Raw genomic sequence first — 16,416 nt, forward strand, 5'->3', positions numbered from 1 at the left:
GCCATGCAAAACGGCGGCCTCAGCCGCCGTTCATCCCTGACACGCCAGGCGCGCCGACCGTTCAGCTCGGCTTGCGACCGCCGCCCAACAGCAGCCCCACCTGACGCTTGCCGCTGCCGTTGCCATGGCTCTGGGACGCGGTGTTCCCGGTCGGCCGCGACGTCGTGTCGCTCGCCGGCGCCGGCACGTAGGGCTTGAGGAAGAACTCGTCCACCGGCTGACGCGACGGCGAGCGGCCGTGGGCCGGTCGCGAGCGCTCATCGCGCCGAGCACCACGCTCGGGGCGATCACCGCGGCTGCGTTCGCCGCTCTCGCGATCCCGACCACTCCGGGCCCCACCCGGCAACTCGAGCTTGCCGCGCGGAACGGGACGGCCGATGAGCTTCTCCACGTCGAGGAGGAACTTCTCCTCTTCCGGCGTGAAGAGCGAGATAGCCTCGCCCGAGGCCCCCGCCCGACCCGTGCGACCGATGCGGTGCACGTAATCTTCCGCGTTGTACGGCAGGTCGTAATTGATGACGCACGGCACGCCAGCCACGTCCAGGCCGCGCGCAGCGACATCGGTGGCCACGAGCACTTCCAGCTCGCCAGCCTTGAAGGCTTCGAGCGCCTTCATGCGATCGAGCTGTGACTTGTCGCCATGGATCGACTCGGCCTTCACCCCGTCGAGCACCAGCTGGCGGGCAAGCCGGGACGTCCCGATCTTGGTATTCGAGAAGACGATGACCTGCTTCAGCCCGCGCGACTGCACGAGGTGCGCCACGGCCGCCCGCTTCGCGTCGGAAGACAGCGGGTAGGCGATCTGCGTAACGGTATCCGCTGTGGCATTGCGCCCGGCGACTTCGATCTCCACCGGATGACTGAGGTACGAGCGGGCTAGCTTGCGGATCTCGTTGCTGAAGGTGGCCGAGAAGAGCAGATTCTGACGCTGGCGCGGCAGGAGCTGGATGATGCGCTCCAGATCCGGCATGAAGCCCATGTCCAGCATGCGATCGGCTTCGTCCAGAACGAAGAGTCCCACCTGCCCCAGATCCACATTGCGCTGCTCGACGTGATCGAGCAGGCGCCCCGGCGTGGCGATCAACACCTCACAGCCCTGGCGCAACGCTTCCTTCTGGGGCTTGATGTCCACACCGCCGAACACCACGGCCGAACGCAAGGGCGTGTACTTGCCGTAGCGCTTGACGCTCTCGGCGACCTGGTCGGCGAGCTCACGAGTGGGCGTGAGGATGAGCGCACGCACCGGATGGCGCGCGGGCGATGTGCTGTGACTGGCGAGCGGCATCAGCCGCTGCAGGATCGGCAGCGTGAATGCTGCGGTCTTGCCCGTGCCTGTCTGCGCCGCCCCCATGACGTCGCGGCCAGCGATGACGACCGGCACGGCCTGCGCCTGGATAGGCGTGGGCGTGGTGTAGCCAGTGTCCGCGATCGCACGCCGGATATCCGCATGGAATCCGAACTGATCGAACGTCGGGGGTGCAACGTCGGCGCTCGCGCCTTCGCTGCCGGCAACCGGGGTGCCGTCGGGAGTGATGGATTCGCTCAAATCGAGTCGATGAAGGTGGGGCGCAGCCCGGACAGTGCCAGGCGCTCCAGAATGAAGGGCCGTGCGCTAGCGTCTAACCGAGCCAAGCACACGAAAGTACAGCCACTGATTGTAGCACCGCCTGTCAAGGCAGCACTTCCTGGCGCGGCACCGGGCACTCCGCCGCCTTGCCCAGATGGGGCTCGCACACTTGTACCCGGCACGAATGCCGGGAAAAGAAGCTCTTGGCATCGCAGGCCGCCAACTGCTCCTGCAAGGTCGGCCCCGCGCCCGCCACACGATAGACGCGCATGGAAATATTCGGATGGCCGGCTGCCGACGACGATGCGGTCGGCACACCCGCAGGCGCGACGGTGGCAGGCGCCGAGGCCAGCGGCGGCAACGTCGCCGGCACGGGGGGCGCCACGGGCGGCGGCGCGAGCACCAACTGCCACTCCGGCGAGAGCGTCGGGCCCACCTCGGCGAGATCCAATGGCGGCATGGCAAGCGCCAGTACCTCCGGCGCAACGGCGCCGCTACCGGGCCATGTGGCGGCCGCGCCGGTATTGAGACGCGCACCGGGCCAGGCGCGCTCCGGTACTGGCCGGGCGGGCACGGGTTCGGTCTGTGCGATGAACTGGCGGGGATCCTCGTGACGCCAGGCATCCGTCAGCAGGATGACCGCAGCGCCGGCCGCCAGCATCCCTGCCGCAATACCGATGAGCAGCGAGCGGCGATGCAGGGGGGCGCCGGCCAGCGGAGGCAACTCCATCGGCCGGAACGGAACCGCCTGCGGCATCTCCCCATCCGGGGAGGGCCGCAAGGCGTTCAGATGCGGGAAATCCGGAACCTTCATGCGGTTGACGTGAGTCACGACACGCGCGGCATGCGCGAAATGGTGCTTACGTAGCCGAATTGTGACACAAATTTACGTTTGTCACCAATACCGAGTGATTTTCAGCGTCGATTCCGTTAAGACGTCGCGTCGCTCGGCGCCCAGGACGCACGCCTGGCAGGATCTGACCACACGTCACGGTGCAAACGCGCCAGGACGACAGGATCGTCCAGCAACTTGATCCGGGCAGCCTGGGACAGGCTGTCAGGGCCCCCATCGAGCGCTTGGCGCACCGCGTGCTCACGTGCGGTCTCGATCAACGGCACCGGACGATGCCGCGCCGTGGCCATGGCGCATGCCAAGGCATTGCTGACCGGATCGACGATGGCATCGTGGAAGCCCGGCTGGGGCTGCGAATGGTTGAAGCGCACGTAGCGGCTCGTCGCGCGCAGCTCGCGCGGCGGCTCGGTTTCCTCCGGGATCCGGAACAAACGTGAGCGGAACGCGCCCTGGCCCAGACTCACGCGGCTGGAGAACACCGACACAGGAATGATCAGGAAGAGCGCGAGCAGGATCGGCGCCATCCACCAGAGAAAGTTGGGATTGAGCCAAGCCACACCTGCACCCCACACGATGCCGAGCAAGGTCTGGAAGCCATGGGTGCGAATGGCTTCCGGCCAGCCGGTCTCGTCATTGCCGCGGGCGGGCGAATTCCACTGCACCTTCCAGCCGAGGAAGGCCGCCGCGATGAACTTGGTATGAAACAGCATGCGCACGGGCGCCAGCAGCATCGAGAACAAGACCTCGAGCAGCATGCTGCCAAAGAGCTTGGCCGAGCCGCCGTAGAGCTTCGCGCCCTTGGCCCAGACCAGGACCACGCTCAGGATCTTGGGCAGAAAGAGCAGGATGGCCGTGGTCGTGAACAGGGCGATGGCCTTGCCCGGATGCCACTGCGGCCAGATCGGGAAAAGCTGGCGCGGCTCGACGAAGTACGTCGGCTCCATCAGCGTATGCACCGCCAGCAGCGCCGTGGACAGCACGAGAAAAAGGAACCACAGCGGCGCGGACAGATACGACATCACGCCCGTCAGGAACACCGCGCGGTGCACGGGGTGCACGCCTTCGATCAGGAAGAGGCGGAAATTCATCAGGTTGCCGTGGCACCAGCGCTGGTCGCGTTTCAACTCGTCCAGCAGATTGGGCGGCAATTCCTCGTAGCTGCCCGGCAGATCGTAGGCGATCCACACGCCCCAGCCGGCCCGGCGCATGAGCGCGGCCTCGACGAAGTCGTGCGACAGGATGGCGCCGGCGAATGAGCCCTTGCCCGGCAGCGGCGCCAAGGCGCAGTGCTCGATGAAGGGCTTGAGCCGGATGATCGCGTTGTGCCCCCAGTAATGGGATTCGCCCAACTGCCAGTAGTGCAGGCCCGCCGTGAAGAGCGGTCCGTACACACGGGTGGCGAACTGCTGGATGCGCGCATAGAGGCTATCCATGCCCGCCGCACGGGGCGCCGTCTGGATGATGCCGGCATCCGGGTGCGCTTCCATCAGCTGCACGAGTCGGGTAAGACACTCCCCGCTCATCACGCTGTCGGCATCGAGCACCACCATGTAGCGGTAATCGTTGCCCCAGCGACGGCAAAAGTCGTCGATGTTGCCACTCTTGCGCTTGACGCGCCGGCGCCGTCGGCGATAGAAGATCTTGCCGAAGCCACCTACCTCGCGGCACAGGTCGACCCAGGCGCGCTGCTCGGCCACGCAGTTATCGGCGTGGTAGCTGTCGCTCAGGATGAAAAAGTCGAAGCGGTCGAGATTGCCGTGGCGTGCGACGGATTCGAAGGTGGCGCGCAAGCCGGCGAAGACCCGGGCGACATCCTCATTGCAGATCGGCATGACGATGGCGGTCCGCGCCTCGGGCGCGATGGGCTCGTCGCCCACGGTGCTGGCCGAGATACTGTAGCGGTCGCGCCCCTTCATGAGTTGCACGAAGCCCATCAGTGCCGTCCAGAACCCGGACGACACCCAGCAGAACAGCAGGGCGAAGAGCAGCAGGATGGCGATCTCGAGCCACTGCCCGCCTTGATACGGCAGCACGCCGCGCATGTACCACGTGGCTACCGCGGTCTGGGCAAAGACCAGCACAAGGAGCACGGATCGGCGAAAGTGCCCCGCCGCTCGCCAACCACGTGCGTCGTCGGACTGTCGCGGTTCGGAGCGGCGACGTTCAGCCTTGCCGCGCGCGCGGCTCCAGGCCCGCACCAGGGGATTGGTCGTCCAGGGCTCGGGCACCATCGAGGCACGTGCCAGTTCCGGTGCGGCAAGCATGCAGGCGCCGGTATCGGCGTCTTCACGCAGCACGCCCTGCTCCTGGAGTTCCTGGCCAAAGGCGCTGGTCAGGCGTTCGCGCTGGCTGGCGCCGGCACCTCGCCCGTCCGCACGGGGTGCGAGGGCGGCCGTCCACGCCCCGCCGGCATCGGCACCACGCGACACCCAAGCCTGTGCCAGCGCTTCACGCTCGGCCTCGCTGGCCGGCAGCCGGGACAAATACGCCGGCAGCGCGTCGCTGCCGGTCGGGTTGACGTTATTCATTGGCGGGAAGCTGATAGCTCCAGACTTCGGACAGCGTCATCTCACCCACGCGCAGGAAGGCACGCAGCTCGGTCGGCTTGGTGGCATCCGTGGGCTTGACCTTGAGGATCAGGCGAAAGCCGCGCGTGGCCGGATTGCGCACGACGCGATTCTCGACGATCTCGGCATTGCCGTTGGAGGAGACCTCCGCCACGACGGCAGATGCCGGGTCGAGATCTTCCAGCACGGTGCCGCGGAAGTCCACCCGAAGCGCGACCGTGCCGTCCGGACGACGAATCAGGTCGTCACCGCGCACCTCGCCCGGCGAGCGGCGCGTCTGCGACACCCACGACAGGTTCGGATCATGGAAGGCGATGTCGTTACGCGTCCAGTAGATGCGATAGTTCAGCCGCAGCGGCGTACCAGCGGCCGGCATCTGCTCGGGCACCCAGAAGGACACGATGTTGTCGTTGGTCTCGTCCGCCGTGGGAATCTCGACCAGCTCGACGCGACCCTTGCCCCAATCCCCCAACGGCTCGATCCACACGCTGGGGCGCAGTTCGTAGCGGTCCTCGAGATCCTCGTAGCGTGCGAAGCCACGGCCGCGCTGCATGAGCCCGAAACCCTTCGGATTGGTGATCTGGAAGCTGCTTACGGACAAGCGACGCGGGTTGTTCAGCGGACGCCACAGCAGCTCGCCATTGCCCGAGCGAATGGCCAGGCCGTCCGAATCGTGCAACTCGGGCCGGAAGTTCGGCGTGGGCGACGGCTGGTTCGAACCGTAGAGGAACATGCTCGTGAGCGGAGCGATGCCGAGCTTGCCGACCTGCGAGCGGAAGAAGAGTTGGGACTGCACATCGGCGACCGTGTCCTCACCCGGACGGATCTCGAAGCGGAACGCGCCCGTCACACTCGGCGAATCCATCAGGGCGTAAAGGACCACGGCCTCGGCGTCCGGCGCCGGATGCACGATCCAGAACTCGGTGAAGCGCGGGAACTGCTCGCCACTGGGCAGGGCCGTGTCGATCGCCAGCCCGCGGGCCGAGGCGCCATACCACTGGCCACGCCCGATCATCCGGAAATACGTGGCGCCGAGGAACGAGGCAATCTCGTCATCGGGCTTGTCTGGGCTGTTGATGGCGTTCAGGATGCGAAAGCCCGCGAATCCCAGGCCTTTCATGGCCTCGCGATCGATCTCGAGATTGCCGTAGTCGAAGAGCGCGGGATCGAACGCCGCTTCCTTGACGCCGTCTTCCTCGACGATGTTCACGCGCACAGGCACACTGAACTGCATGCCCGGGTGGTTGTACTTGAGCTGGAAGTTGCCCTTGTCCTCGGACCACAGATAGCGCTCGTGATGATGCTGGATCTGTTGGTAGCGACCAAAGTTCAAGGCGCGCAGCGCTTCGGGCCCGGCATTCGCGGGCGCGACGTAGCGTTCGGCCGACAGGCCCCGCGCGCGCTTGACGACATCGAAGAAAGTGAAGGCGTTGGCGGCCTGAGCGGCGGCCAGCGTGGCGACACAGGCAAAGACAGCAGCAAATACCCGCGACATCGGTCGGGTACGAGCAGAATTGACGATCACAATACCTCGGATGCGACAGTGGGAAGGGTGCATTTCATATGCGCCGACGATTGTTGCACAATAGTGCCGAACTTGGCTGTAAACACTTGCAGCACCCGCACGCCCAACGCCAACCCGGAATCCATGACTGATCGCCGACGCTTTTTGACCACTTCCGCCGCCGTTGCCGCTCTTGCCGCGACGGGCGCGCGCCCTGCCATCGCCGCCGAACATCTCGCGTTCGGCGAACCCAAGGCGTTCTCGTTTTCCGCCTTGCGCGACGAGGCCCGCGAGTTGGCCACCAAGCCTTATCAAGCGCCGGCCAACCTGCCGCGTGACATTCTGGAACGCATCGATTACGACGCCCACGGCAAGATCCGCTTCAAGCCGGAACTCGCGCTATTTGCCGAAGGCCCGGGGCAGTTCCCGGTGACGTTCTTTCACCTGGGCCGCTTCTTCCAGGTGCCGGTGCGCATGTTCGTCATCGACGGCCAGCAAAGCCAGGCGCGCGAGATCGTGTACGACGAGGAATACTTCACGATGCCGTCCGACAGCCCGGCACGCAAGCTGCCGCGCGGCAGCGGCTTCGCGGGGTTCCGGTTCCAGGAAAGCCGGCTCGGCGACAAGTCCGATCCAGATTGGCGCAGCAACGACTGGGTCGCCTTTCTCGGCGCATCGTACTTCCGGGCGATTGGCGACCTGTACCAATATGGCCTGTCGGCGCGCGGCGTGGCGGTGGATCCGGCCGTCGGTGGCAAGCCCGAGGACTTCCCCACCTTCACCCGCTTCTACTTCGAGACGCCCAAGCCGAACAGTGACACCGTCACGGTCTATGCGCTGCTCGATGGCCAGAGCGTGAGCGGTGCCTTCAAGTTCGTGATGCGCCGCACGGCCTCGGTCACGATGGATATCGAAGCGGCGATCTTTCCGCGCCGCGACATCGAGCGCCTGGGCCTCGCCCCACTCACCTCCATGTACTGGTTCTCCGAGAACAACAAGCCGGGTGCCATCGACTGGCGGCCGGAAGTCCACGACTCGGACGGCCTGGCGCTCTGGACGCGCGATGGCGAACACGTCTGGCGACCGCTGAACAACCCGCCGCACACCATGTCTCCTCATTCGGCGACGAGAACCCGCGTGGCTTTGGCCTGCTGCAGCGCGACCGCAACTTCGACCATTATCAGGATGGCGTGCACTACGAGCGCCGCCCGAGCCTGTGGGTCGAACCCAAGGGCGACTGGGGCAAAGGTGCGATCCAGCTGATCGAGATCCCGACCGACGACGAGATCCATGACAACGTCGTGGCCATGTGGGTGCGCGAAACGCCAGCCAAGGCGGGCGACGAGATCGCCCTCGCCTATCGGCTGTACTGGCAGGCGGACGAACCCAATCCCACGCCGCTCTCGCGCGTGGTCGCCACGCGCACCGGCAACGGTGGCCAGCCCGGCCAGCCGCGGCCCGAGAACGTGCGCAAGTTCATGGTGGAGTTCCTCGGCGGCCCGCTCGCCAAGCTGCCCTTCGGCACCAAGCCCGAAGCCGTGCTCTGGGCCTCGCGCGGCGAGTTCTCGTACGTGTTCACCGAAGCCGTGCCGAACGACGTCTCGGGCCACTGGCGCGCGCAGTTCGACTTCACCGTCGACGGCGATGAGCCGGTCGAGATGCGTCTCTTCCTGCGCAACAAGGACACTACCTTGTCCGAAACGTGGGCCTATCAGTACCACCCCAAGAAAAAGTGACCGAAACCTTGAGCAGAGTTGCGCAATCTTCTGAAACTCTGCTATAGTTTCGTTCTTCGGGGCGTAGCGCAGCCTGGTAGCGCACTTGCATGGGGTGCAAGGGGTCGCGAGTTCGAATCCCGCCGCCCCGACCATATTTTGGTCGGACATTTCCGAAAGCCTGACCTGGCAGAGATAACCGGTCAATCGCCTGGCGATTGACCGGTTTTTCTTTGGGCGATCGCACGTCAAGACTGTGGCGCCATGACCAGACACAGCAATGGCCAGGCGACGCAGACTGCGCACAGCGAAAAATACCAACAAATCTCGCAAGCATGAAAAAGGGGCGCGAATCGCGCCCCTCTTCATTTCACCACGACCGACCCGATCACGCCGCGCGTTGCGGCTCGATGCCCAGTCGGGTAGTTTCGTCCGTCAGCCATTGCGAGAGCTCGGCCAGATCCTTGCGCAGCGCAAGGACATGACTGCGGGACAGCGAGACGGATTCCTCGACCGGGGTTTCACGCGGATCGCTCAGGCGATTGCGCGCACCGCTGATCGTGAAACCTTGCTCGTACAGGAGCTCGCGGATGCGCCGGATCAGCAGCACTTCATGATGCTGGTAATAGCGACGGTTGCCGCGACGCTTGACCGGCTTCAGTTGCGTGAACTCCTGCTCCCAGTAGCGCAGCACGTGCGGCTTGACGCCGCAGAGCTCGGCCACTTCGCCAATCGTGAAATAGCGCTTGGCCGGAATGGGAGGCAGCACCGTGCCGGTTTCCGATCGTGTCATGACCTACCTTTTTCGAATTTACACCTGAGCGTCGTCATCATCGCCCGGCTCTGCCGTGCCCGGCACGCGCTCGACCATGCCCTTCAACTTCTGGCTGGCATGGAAGGTGACGACGCGGCGTGCGGCGATGGGGATGACTTCACCCGTCTTCGGATTGCGACCGGGCCGTTGCGGCTTGTCGCGCACCTGGAAATTGCCGAAGCCGGACAACTTTACCGCATCGCCCTCCTCCAGCGCGACCCGGATTTCGTCAAAGAATGATTCAACGAGATCCTTGGCCTCCCGCTTGTTCAGGCCCACGCTCTCGAACAGCAACTCGGCCAGTTCGGCCTTGGTGAGCGTGCGCAGCTCGGCCTCACGCGGCTCGTTGGCCGCGGTGGAGTCGGGAGCAGGAAGGGACGAGTCGGCCATGGGGGTTCCGGTCATACGCGCTGGCGGGCGCCGTGGGCCGCGATCAAGGCATCGCGCACACGGTCCATGCAGGCATCCACACGGGCATCGTCCAACGTCACCTCAGTATCCTGCAGGCGGAAGCGGAACGCAAGGCTTTTATCCTTTGTAGACAAAGACTTATCGCGGTAGACATCGAACAGCGAGACGTGTTGGACGATGTCCATGCCGGCTTCGGCAGTGACCTTTGCCACGGTGTCGAGCATGCTCTGCAGCGGCACGTCCTCGGCCACCCACAAGGCGAGATCGCGCGACACCGACGGCTGACGCGAGAGCGCCGCGGGCACTGGCAAGGCCTGGCGCATGAAGGCGTTGGCCTGCACCTCGAAGAGGACCGGCGCCTGCGCAAGGCCGGTGGCCTCGAGCCAGCGCGGATGCAGCTCGCCCAGCCAGCCCACGGGCGCGCCGTCCACCAACACGCGGGCACTGCGGCCCGGGTGCAGCGCAGGATGGCTCGCCGCCTCGAAGCGGAGCACGCCCTCGCCCGCCAACGCCTCGATATCGGCCTTGACATCGAAGAAGTCCACCGCGCGCGTCGCCACGCCCCATTGTTCCGGGACCGCCGGCCCCCAGGCCGCACCCGCCAGGTGCAGCGGTTGATCGATGCCGGCCACGGCCAGATCGCCGTCTGCGACGGTGGCGTCACGGCGGAACACGCGACCGAGTTCGAACACGCGCACGCGTGGCTGCTTGCGGTTGGCGTTGTAGCGGATGTTCTCGATGAGCCCACCCAGGAGGCTGCTGCGCATGACCGAGAGCTGGCTCGCGATCGGATTGAGCAGGCGGATCGGATCGGCGTTGCCGGCCAGATCACGCTCCCAGGCCTCTTCGACGAAGCTGAAGTTCACGACCTCCTGATAATCCTGCGCCGCCACGGCCTCGCGCAACGCATGCGCCGGACGCACGCGCTCGGGCACGCAGCGCATGGTGGCGCGCGCCATTGGCGGCAGATCGGGAATGCGCTCGAAACCATAGACGCGGGCAACCTCTTCGATGAGGTCCTCCTCGATCTCCAGATCGAAGCGATAGGACGGCGGGGACACGACAAACGCATCGGCTTCACGCGTGAACGGCAGGTTCAGGCGCGTGAAGATCGACGCGATCTCATCGTCGCTCACGTCGATGCCAAGCACGCGGCGGCAGCGTGCCGTGCGCAGGCGCACGGGCTTGCGCTCGGGCAGCGCCACGACCTGATCATCCAGGGGGCCCGCCTGCCCACCGCACACGTCCAGGATCAACGCGGTCAGGTATTCCAGGTGCTCGGGAATGCTGGCGTAGTCGACACCGCGCTCGAAGCGGTGCCCGGCGTCCGTCGCGAAATTGAAGCGGCGCGCGCGGCCAGCGATCGATTCCGGCCACCAGAAGGCCGCCTCGACGTAGATGTCCTGCGTATCGAGCGACACCGCGGTGGCGTCGCCACCCATGATGCCGGCGAGGCTTTCCACGCCCTCGCCCGCCGCGACCACACCCACGCTCGCATCGAGCTCGACCGTCTGACCATTGAGCAACGCCAGGGACTCGCCCGGACGCGCCCAGCGCACCACGAGGCCGTCGGCGTGCAGCTTGGCCAGATCGAACACGTGCGACGGACGGCCGAGTTCAAGCATCACATAGTTGGAGATGTCGACCAGCGCCGAGATGGAACGCTGACCCGCGCGCTCCAGACGCGTACGGATGTAGTCGGGCGTGGCGGCGCGGGCGTTCACGCCACGGATGACGCGCCCTGCGAAACGTCCGCACAGATCGGGCGCCTGCACCGTCACCGGCAGACGATCCGTGAGGGTGGGCGCGACCGCCGGCATCGCTGGCGTCGTCAGTGGCGCACCGGTCAACGCGGAGACTTCACGGGCTACGCCCAGCACCGACAGGCAGTCTGCCTTGTTGGGCGTGAGCTTGATCTCGAAGACGGTGTCGTCCAGATCGAGCGCTTCGCGCAGCGCAGCGCCGGCCGGCAGCGCGGGATCGAGCACGAGCAGGCCTGCATGCTCCTGCGACAGGCCCAGCTCTCGGGCCGAGCACAGCATGCCGAAGGATTCGACGCCACGCATGCGCGCCTTGCCGATGCGCATGCCGCCCGGCAGCTCCGCACCGATGCGCGCGAGCGGTACGTTCAGGCCGACGGCGACGTTGGGCGCGCCGCACACGATCTGCACGGGCGCACCGGAGCCGTCATCGACGCTGCACACGCGCAGCTTGTCGGCGTCCGGGTGCGGCGTGACCTCCAGCACATGCGCCACGACGACGCCACTGAAGGGCGGCGCCGCGGGGGCGAGATCCTCGACCTCCAGCCCCGCCATGGTGAGTTGATGGGCCAGCGCCTCGGTATCGAGCGCGGGATCGACGAAGGCGCGCAGCCAGGATTCGGGGAATTGCATCGCGGGTCCTTACAGACGCTGATTGAACTGGCGCAGAAAGCGCAGGTCGCCTTCGTAGAACTGGCGCAGGTCATCCACGCCATAGCGCAGCATGGTGAGGCGCTCGAGGCCGGAGCCGAACGCGAAACCGATGTAGCGCTCGGGATCGAGCCCGAAATTGGCCACGACGGTGGGATGCACCTGACCAGAACCAGAGATCTCCAGCCAGCGGCCGCGGTTCGGGCCGGAGGTGAACATCATGTCGATTTCGGCCGAGGGCTCCGTGAACGGGAAGAACGAAGGACGAAACCGCACGACGAGATCGTCGGTCTCGAAGAAGCAGCGCAGAAAGTTCGTGTAGACGCCCTTCAGGTGCGCAAACGAGATGTGCTCGTCGATCCACAGGCCTTCGACCTGGTGGAACATCGGCGAGTGCGTGGCGTCACTGTCCACGCGATAGGTGCGCCCGGGGGCGATCACCTTGATCGGCGGCTGGTGCGTGCGTGCATGACGCACCTGCATCGGGCTCGTGTGCGTGCGCAGCACGAGCGGCAGGCCGCCGCTATCCTTCATGTCCACATAGAACGTATCCTGCATCGAACGCGCGGGATGGTTCTCGGGATTGTTCAGCGCGGAGAAATTGAACCAGTCCGTTTCGATCTCGGGGCCGTCGGCCACGTCGAAACCGATGGATCGGAAGATCTCCTCGACGCGCTGCCACGTCCGGATCACCGGATGCACACCGCCCACGCCGCGACCGCGACCGGGCAAGGTGACGTCGATGGTTTCCTGCGCGAGACGCGCCTGCAGGCGCTCGTCGGCCATGGCCTGGCGACGCTCGGTGAGCAGGTTCTCGATCTGGACCTTGGCCTGGTTGATCCGGGCACCCTCGGCACGCTTGTCGTCGGCAGACAGCGAGGCCAGCCCCTTCAACAGCGCGGTCAGCGCACCCGACTTGCCCAGGAATCGGGCCTTGGCATTCTCGAGCGAAGCCGGATCGGCCGCCTCGGCGAACTGTTGCGCGGCGTCTTGGACCAGCGCCTCCAGGTTCGATGACATTCAAGCTCCTTCGCGTGCGGCAACACATTCGGCCGACGGAAAAAACAAACGGGGCATCGAAGAGCCCCGTTTGAGACGGTCGCCACGCCGTGACGCGGCGACCGGGATGGTGCGTGACCTGCGATCAGGCCAAGGCGCTCTTCGCTTGCTGCACGATGGCGGCGAAGCCCGCCTTGTCGCGCACGGCCAGATCGGACAGGACCTTGCGGTCGAGGTCGATGTTGGCCTTCTTCAGACCGGCGATGAACACGCTGTAGGACAGGCCGTGCTCGCGCGTGGCGGCGTTGATACGCGTGATCCACAGCGCGCGGAACGTGCGCTTCTTGTTGCGACGATCGCGGTAGGCGTACTGGCCTGCACGCATGACCGCCTGCTTGGCGATACGGAACACATTACCGCGGCGGCCACGGTAACCCTTGGCGGCGGCGATGACTTTCTTGTGGCGGGCGCGGGCGGTTACGCCACGTTTGACTCTAGGCATATCGGTACTCCGGGATCAATCAGGCAAAGGGCATCATGGCCCGGACGGACTTGACGTCGGACTCATGAACGGCGGTGCTGCCACGCAGCTGGCGCTTGCTCTTCGTGGTTTTCTTGGTGAGGATGTGGCGCTTGAAGGCCTGGCCCCGCTTGATCGACCCGCTACCGCGGACCTTGAAGCGCTTTGCAGCGCTCTTCTTGGTCTTCATTTTCGGCATGATGACTTCCAGTGGCTTTGAGGCAATGACAGGCGCGGCGTGCTGGGCAATGCCCAAGACAACCGACTTGAGGCCACCGATGGCGGCCAGCCCGATCTTTGCTTGAGGTTGTGCTCACGCGAACATCGCGCAAGCGGATTCGCACCGATCCCGACCCGGGCAGCCAAAGCCCGACAGGAATCGTCACAAACCGTTGATTATAGTGTCTTTTCAGACCGCAGCGCAACTGAGGTTGCGCGCGGTGGACGGGGCGGACTGATACAGCCCGCCCCGAGAGGGGTCATGCAACCTTGTCCGTCTTGGCAGGCGCCTTCTTCTTGGGCGCCAACACCATGACCATCTGCCGGCCTTCGAGCTTGGGCATGGCTTCGACCTGGCACAAGTCCACCAGATCGTCGCGCACGCGCTCGAGCACCCGCATGCCGAGTTCCTGGTGCGCCATCTCGCGCCCACGGAACCGCAGGGTGACCTTGGCCTTGTCGCCGTCTTCCAGGAAGCGCTTGAGATTGCGCAGCTTGACCTGGTAGTCGCCGTCGTCGGTCGCGGGGCGGAACTTCACCTCCTTGACCTGGATGACCTTCTGCTTGGCGCGGGCTTCGTGCTGGCGCTTCTGCTCCTGGTACTTGAACTTGCCATAATCCATCAGGCGGCAGACCGGCGGCTGCGCCGTCGGTGCGATCTCGACCAGATCGACGTCGTGCTGCTCGGACAGCCTGAAGGCTTCGGCCAGCTTGACGATGCCGAGGGCTTCGCCTTCCAGACCTACGAGGCGGACCTCAGGGGCATGAATCTCGCCATTGATGCGATTGGACTTCTCGGTTGCGATGTTGACGACTCCTAAAGTGTCAATGCCGCTGGCCGCCTGAGCGGCCAGGGTCATCAGGATGCCTGCTTGGCGGCGGCGACGACGGTGTCGTCACGACGACGCTGTACCTCAGCTTCGATGCGGGCGATGAAATCGGACACGGGCATGGTACCCAGATCCACGCCGCCGCGGGCCCGAACGGCCACCGCGCCGGCCTGTTTTTCCTTCTCGCCGACCACAAGGATGTACGGCACTTTTTGCAGGCTGTGCTCTCTGATTTTATAAGTGATCTTTTCTCCGCGCAAATCGCTTTCTGCACGAAGATCGCGTGCGCGCAACGATTCGGCCACTTCGCGGGCGTAATCGGCCGTGCCTTCCGAGATGCTGCACACCACCGCCTGCACCGGCGCGAGCCACGCCGGCATGGCGCCCGCGTGGTTTTCGATCAGCATGCCGATGAAGCGTTCGAGCGAGCCCAGGATGGCGCGGTGGAGCATGACCGGCGCGCGGCGCTGGTCCGAGGCGTCGACGAATTCGGCATTCAGCCGCCCCGGCATGGAAAAATCGACCTGGATCGTGCCGCACTGCCAGTGGCGACCGATGGCATCCTTCAGGGTGTATTCGATCTTCGGGCCGTAGAAGGCGCCGTCGCCCGGGGCAATCTCGAATTCCACGCCCGAGCGGCGCAGGCTCTCCATGAGTGCATGCTCGGCCTTGTCCCAGATCTCGTCCGAGCCGATCCGCTTGGCCGGGCGCGTGGCGACCTTGTAGAGCACGTTGGCAAAGCCGAAGTCGGCATACACCTGTTGCAACTGCTCGGTGAAGGCGACGCACTCGTCCAGGATCTGGTCTTCCGTACAGAAGACGTGGCCGTCGTCCTGAGTGAAGCCGCGCACGCGCATCATGCCGTGCAGTGCGCCGGAGGGCTCATTGCGATGGCACTGGCCGAACTCGCCATAGCGCAGCGGCAGATCCCGATACGAGCGCAGGGCCGAATTGAAGATCTGCACGTGACCCGGGCAGTTCATCGGCTTCAAGGCGTAGTACCGGTTCTCGGACTCCGTCGTGAACATGTTCTCGCGGTAGTTCTCCCAGTGCCCGGTCTTTTCCCACAGGGAACGATCGAGGATCTGTGGCGCCTTCACTTCCTGGTAGCCGTTCTGGCGATACACGCGGCGCATGTATTGTTCGACCTGCTGCCAGAGGGTCCAGCCCTTGGGGTGCCAGAAGATGAGGCCAGGCGCCTCTTCCTGGAAATGGAAGAGATCGAGCTCGCGGCCGAGCCGGCGGTGATCGCGCTTCTCGGCTTCCTCCAGCATGTGCAGGTAGGCGTCCTGCTCTTCTTTCGTGGCCCAGGCCGTACCGTAGATGCGCTGCAGCATCTCGTTGTTGCTGTCGCCGCGCCAATAGGCACCGGCCACCTTCATGAGCTTGAAGACCTTCAGCTTGCCCGTGGAGGGCACGTGCGGGCCGCGGCACAGGTCGACGAAATCACCCTCGCGATACAGGCTGATGGCCTCGTTGGACGGAATCGAGGCGATGATCTCGGCCTTGTATTTCTCACCGATCGACGAGAAGAACGCCACGGCATCGTCGCGCATCCATTCTTCCCGGCTCACGGGGATGTCGGCCTTCACGATCTCGGCCATCTTCTTCTCGATGGCAGCGAGATCTTCCGGCGTGAAAGGACGAGAGTAGGAGAAGTCGTAGTAGAAGCCGTTGTCGATCACCGGGCCGATGGTGACCTGAGCCTCGGGAAACAGCGACTTCACGGCGTAGGCTAGCAGGTGCGCCGTGGAGTGGCGGATCAGGTCCAGGCCGTCGGCGTCCTTGGCGGTGACGATCGCGAGCTCGGCGTCGCGTTCGATGCGATAGCTGGTATCGACCAGACGAGGCTCGCCCTCGTCGAGACGGACGCGGCCACCCAGCGCGGCGCGCGCGAGCCCGGTGCCGATGGACTGCGCCACTTCGGCGACCGTCACGGGCTGCGGGTACGAACGCTGGGAGCCATCGGGCAGGCGGATCTGGACCATGCGAAAAATTCCAAAAAA

At 65.2% G+C, this 16,416-nt stretch carries 12 protein-coding genes, 1 tRNA gene and 1 pseudogene; 2 read left to right on the plus strand and 12 right to left on the minus strand.

Annotation, left to right across the window (positions count from 1 at the left end; translation table 11 throughout):
- Nucleotides 1–61 precede the first annotated feature (61 nt).
- From IMZ29_RS00545 to IMZ29_RS00560, 4 genes are all read right to left on the minus strand, one after another.
- Nucleotides 62–1,441, minus strand: a complete 1,380-nt coding sequence (locus tag IMZ29_RS00545) for a DEAD/DEAH box helicase (protein WP_216179575.1) — start codon at nt 1,439–1,441, stop codon at nt 62–64.
- A 229-nt stretch (nt 1,442–1,670) separates the two neighbouring features.
- Complete coding sequence (locus tag IMZ29_RS00550) at nt 1,671–2,399, minus strand: hypothetical protein (protein ID WP_216179150.1); 729 nt, start codon at nt 2,397–2,399, stop codon at nt 1,671–1,673.
- A 98-nt stretch (nt 2,400–2,497) separates the two neighbouring features.
- Entirely contained in the window at nt 2,498–4,948 is a 2,451-nt protein-coding gene (mdoH, locus tag IMZ29_RS00555) for a glucans biosynthesis glucosyltransferase MdoH (RefSeq protein ID WP_216179151.1), read from the minus strand.
- Nucleotides 4,941–6,545 (minus strand): glucan biosynthesis protein G, encoded by a 1,605-nt coding sequence (locus IMZ29_RS00560; RefSeq protein ID WP_253206622.1) that lies wholly within the window; start codon nt 6,543–6,545, stop codon nt 4,941–4,943. The genes mdoH and IMZ29_RS00560 overlap by 8 nt, the downstream gene beginning before the upstream one ends.
- Before the next feature lie 90 nt (nt 6,546–6,635).
- Between IMZ29_RS00560 and IMZ29_RS00565 the strand changes: the two are divergent.
- Nucleotides 6,636–8,227 (plus strand): annotated as a pseudogene (locus tag IMZ29_RS00565) (OpgD/OpgG family glucan biosynthesis protein).
- A 57-nt stretch (nt 8,228–8,284) separates the two neighbouring features.
- Nucleotides 8,285–8,361 (plus strand) — tRNA-Pro (locus tag IMZ29_RS00570).
- Nucleotides 8,362–8,594: 233 nt separating this feature from the next.
- Here IMZ29_RS00570 and IMZ29_RS00575 read toward each other — a convergent pair.
- The 8 genes from IMZ29_RS00575 to thrS form a co-directional block, all read right to left on the minus strand.
- A complete protein-coding gene (locus IMZ29_RS00575; protein WP_216179155.1) occupies nt 8,595–8,999 on the minus strand; it encodes a MerR family transcriptional regulator in 405 nt (134 codons plus the stop codon).
- An 18-nt stretch (nt 9,000–9,017) separates the two neighbouring features.
- Nucleotides 9,018–9,410: an integration host factor subunit alpha gene (locus tag IMZ29_RS00580; protein WP_216179157.1), complete on the minus strand. Its 393-nt coding sequence runs from the start codon at nt 9,408–9,410 to the stop codon at nt 9,018–9,020.
- Between the two features lie 11 nt (nt 9,411–9,421).
- On the minus strand, nt 9,422–11,824 hold the full coding sequence (gene pheT, locus IMZ29_RS00585) for a phenylalanine--tRNA ligase subunit beta (RefSeq protein WP_216179159.1): 2,403 nt from the start codon (nt 11,822–11,824) through the stop codon (nt 9,422–9,424).
- A 9-nt stretch (nt 11,825–11,833) separates the two neighbouring features.
- A complete protein-coding gene (pheS, locus tag IMZ29_RS00590) occupies nt 11,834–12,862 on the minus strand; it encodes a phenylalanine--tRNA ligase subunit alpha (RefSeq protein ID WP_216179161.1) in 1,029 nt (342 codons plus the stop codon).
- 124 nt (nt 12,863–12,986) lie between these two features.
- Entirely contained in the window at nt 12,987–13,343 is a 357-nt protein-coding gene (gene rplT, locus IMZ29_RS00595; protein ID WP_216179163.1) for a 50S ribosomal protein L20, read from the minus strand.
- A 19-nt stretch (nt 13,344–13,362) separates the two neighbouring features.
- Complete coding sequence (gene rpmI / locus IMZ29_RS00600) at nt 13,363–13,560, minus strand: 50S ribosomal protein L35 (RefSeq protein ID WP_216179577.1); 198 nt, start codon at nt 13,558–13,560, stop codon at nt 13,363–13,365.
- A gap of 280 nt (nt 13,561–13,840) precedes the next feature.
- Entirely contained in the window at nt 13,841–14,440 is a 600-nt protein-coding gene (infC, locus tag IMZ29_RS00605) for a translation initiation factor IF-3 (RefSeq protein WP_216179165.1), read from the minus strand.
- Nucleotides 14,440–16,398: a threonine--tRNA ligase gene (gene thrS, locus IMZ29_RS00610; RefSeq protein WP_216179167.1), complete on the minus strand. Its 1,959-nt coding sequence runs from the start codon at nt 16,396–16,398 to the stop codon at nt 14,440–14,442. The genes infC and thrS overlap by 1 nt, the downstream gene beginning before the upstream one ends.
- Between the last annotated feature and the right edge of the window lie 18 nt (nt 16,399–16,416).

Source organism: Verticiella alkaliphila (assembly GCF_018904615.1).
In the GTDB taxonomy this organism is placed as follows: Bacteria; Pseudomonadota; Gammaproteobacteria; order Burkholderiales; family Burkholderiaceae_B; genus Verticiella; species Verticiella alkaliphila.

Coding starts and splice junctions, on each gene's coding strand:
- IMZ29_RS00560 (WP_253206622.1), bottom strand. CDS start 6,545: ATGCACCCTTCCCACTGTCGCATCCGAGGTATTGTGATCGTCAATTCT.
- IMZ29_RS00575 (WP_216179155.1), bottom strand. CDS start 8,999: ATGACACGATCGGAAACCGGCACGGTGCTGCCTCCCATTCCGGCCAAG.
- infC (WP_216179165.1), bottom strand. CDS start 14,440: ATGACCCTGGCCGCTCAGGCGGCCAGCGGCATTGACACTTTAGGAGTC.
- rplT (WP_216179163.1), bottom strand. CDS start 13,343: ATGCCTAGAGTCAAACGTGGCGTAACCGCCCGCGCCCGCCACAAGAAA.
- thrS (WP_216179167.1), bottom strand. CDS start 16,398: ATGGTCCAGATCCGCCTGCCCGATGGCTCCCAGCGTTCGTACCCGCAG.
- pheS (WP_216179161.1), bottom strand. CDS start 12,862: ATGTCATCGAACCTGGAGGCGCTGGTCCAAGACGCCGCGCAACAGTTC.
- IMZ29_RS00580 (WP_216179157.1), bottom strand. CDS start 9,410: ATGGCCGACTCGTCCCTTCCTGCTCCCGACTCCACCGCGGCCAACGAG.
- mdoH (WP_216179151.1), bottom strand. CDS start 4,948: ATGAATAACGTCAACCCGACCGGCAGCGACGCGCTGCCGGCGTATTTG.
- pheT (WP_216179159.1), bottom strand. CDS start 11,824: ATGCAATTCCCCGAATCCTGGCTGCGCGCCTTCGTCGATCCCGCGCTC.
- rpmI (WP_216179577.1), bottom strand. CDS start 13,560: ATGCCGAAAATGAAGACCAAGAAGAGCGCTGCAAAGCGCTTCAAGGTC.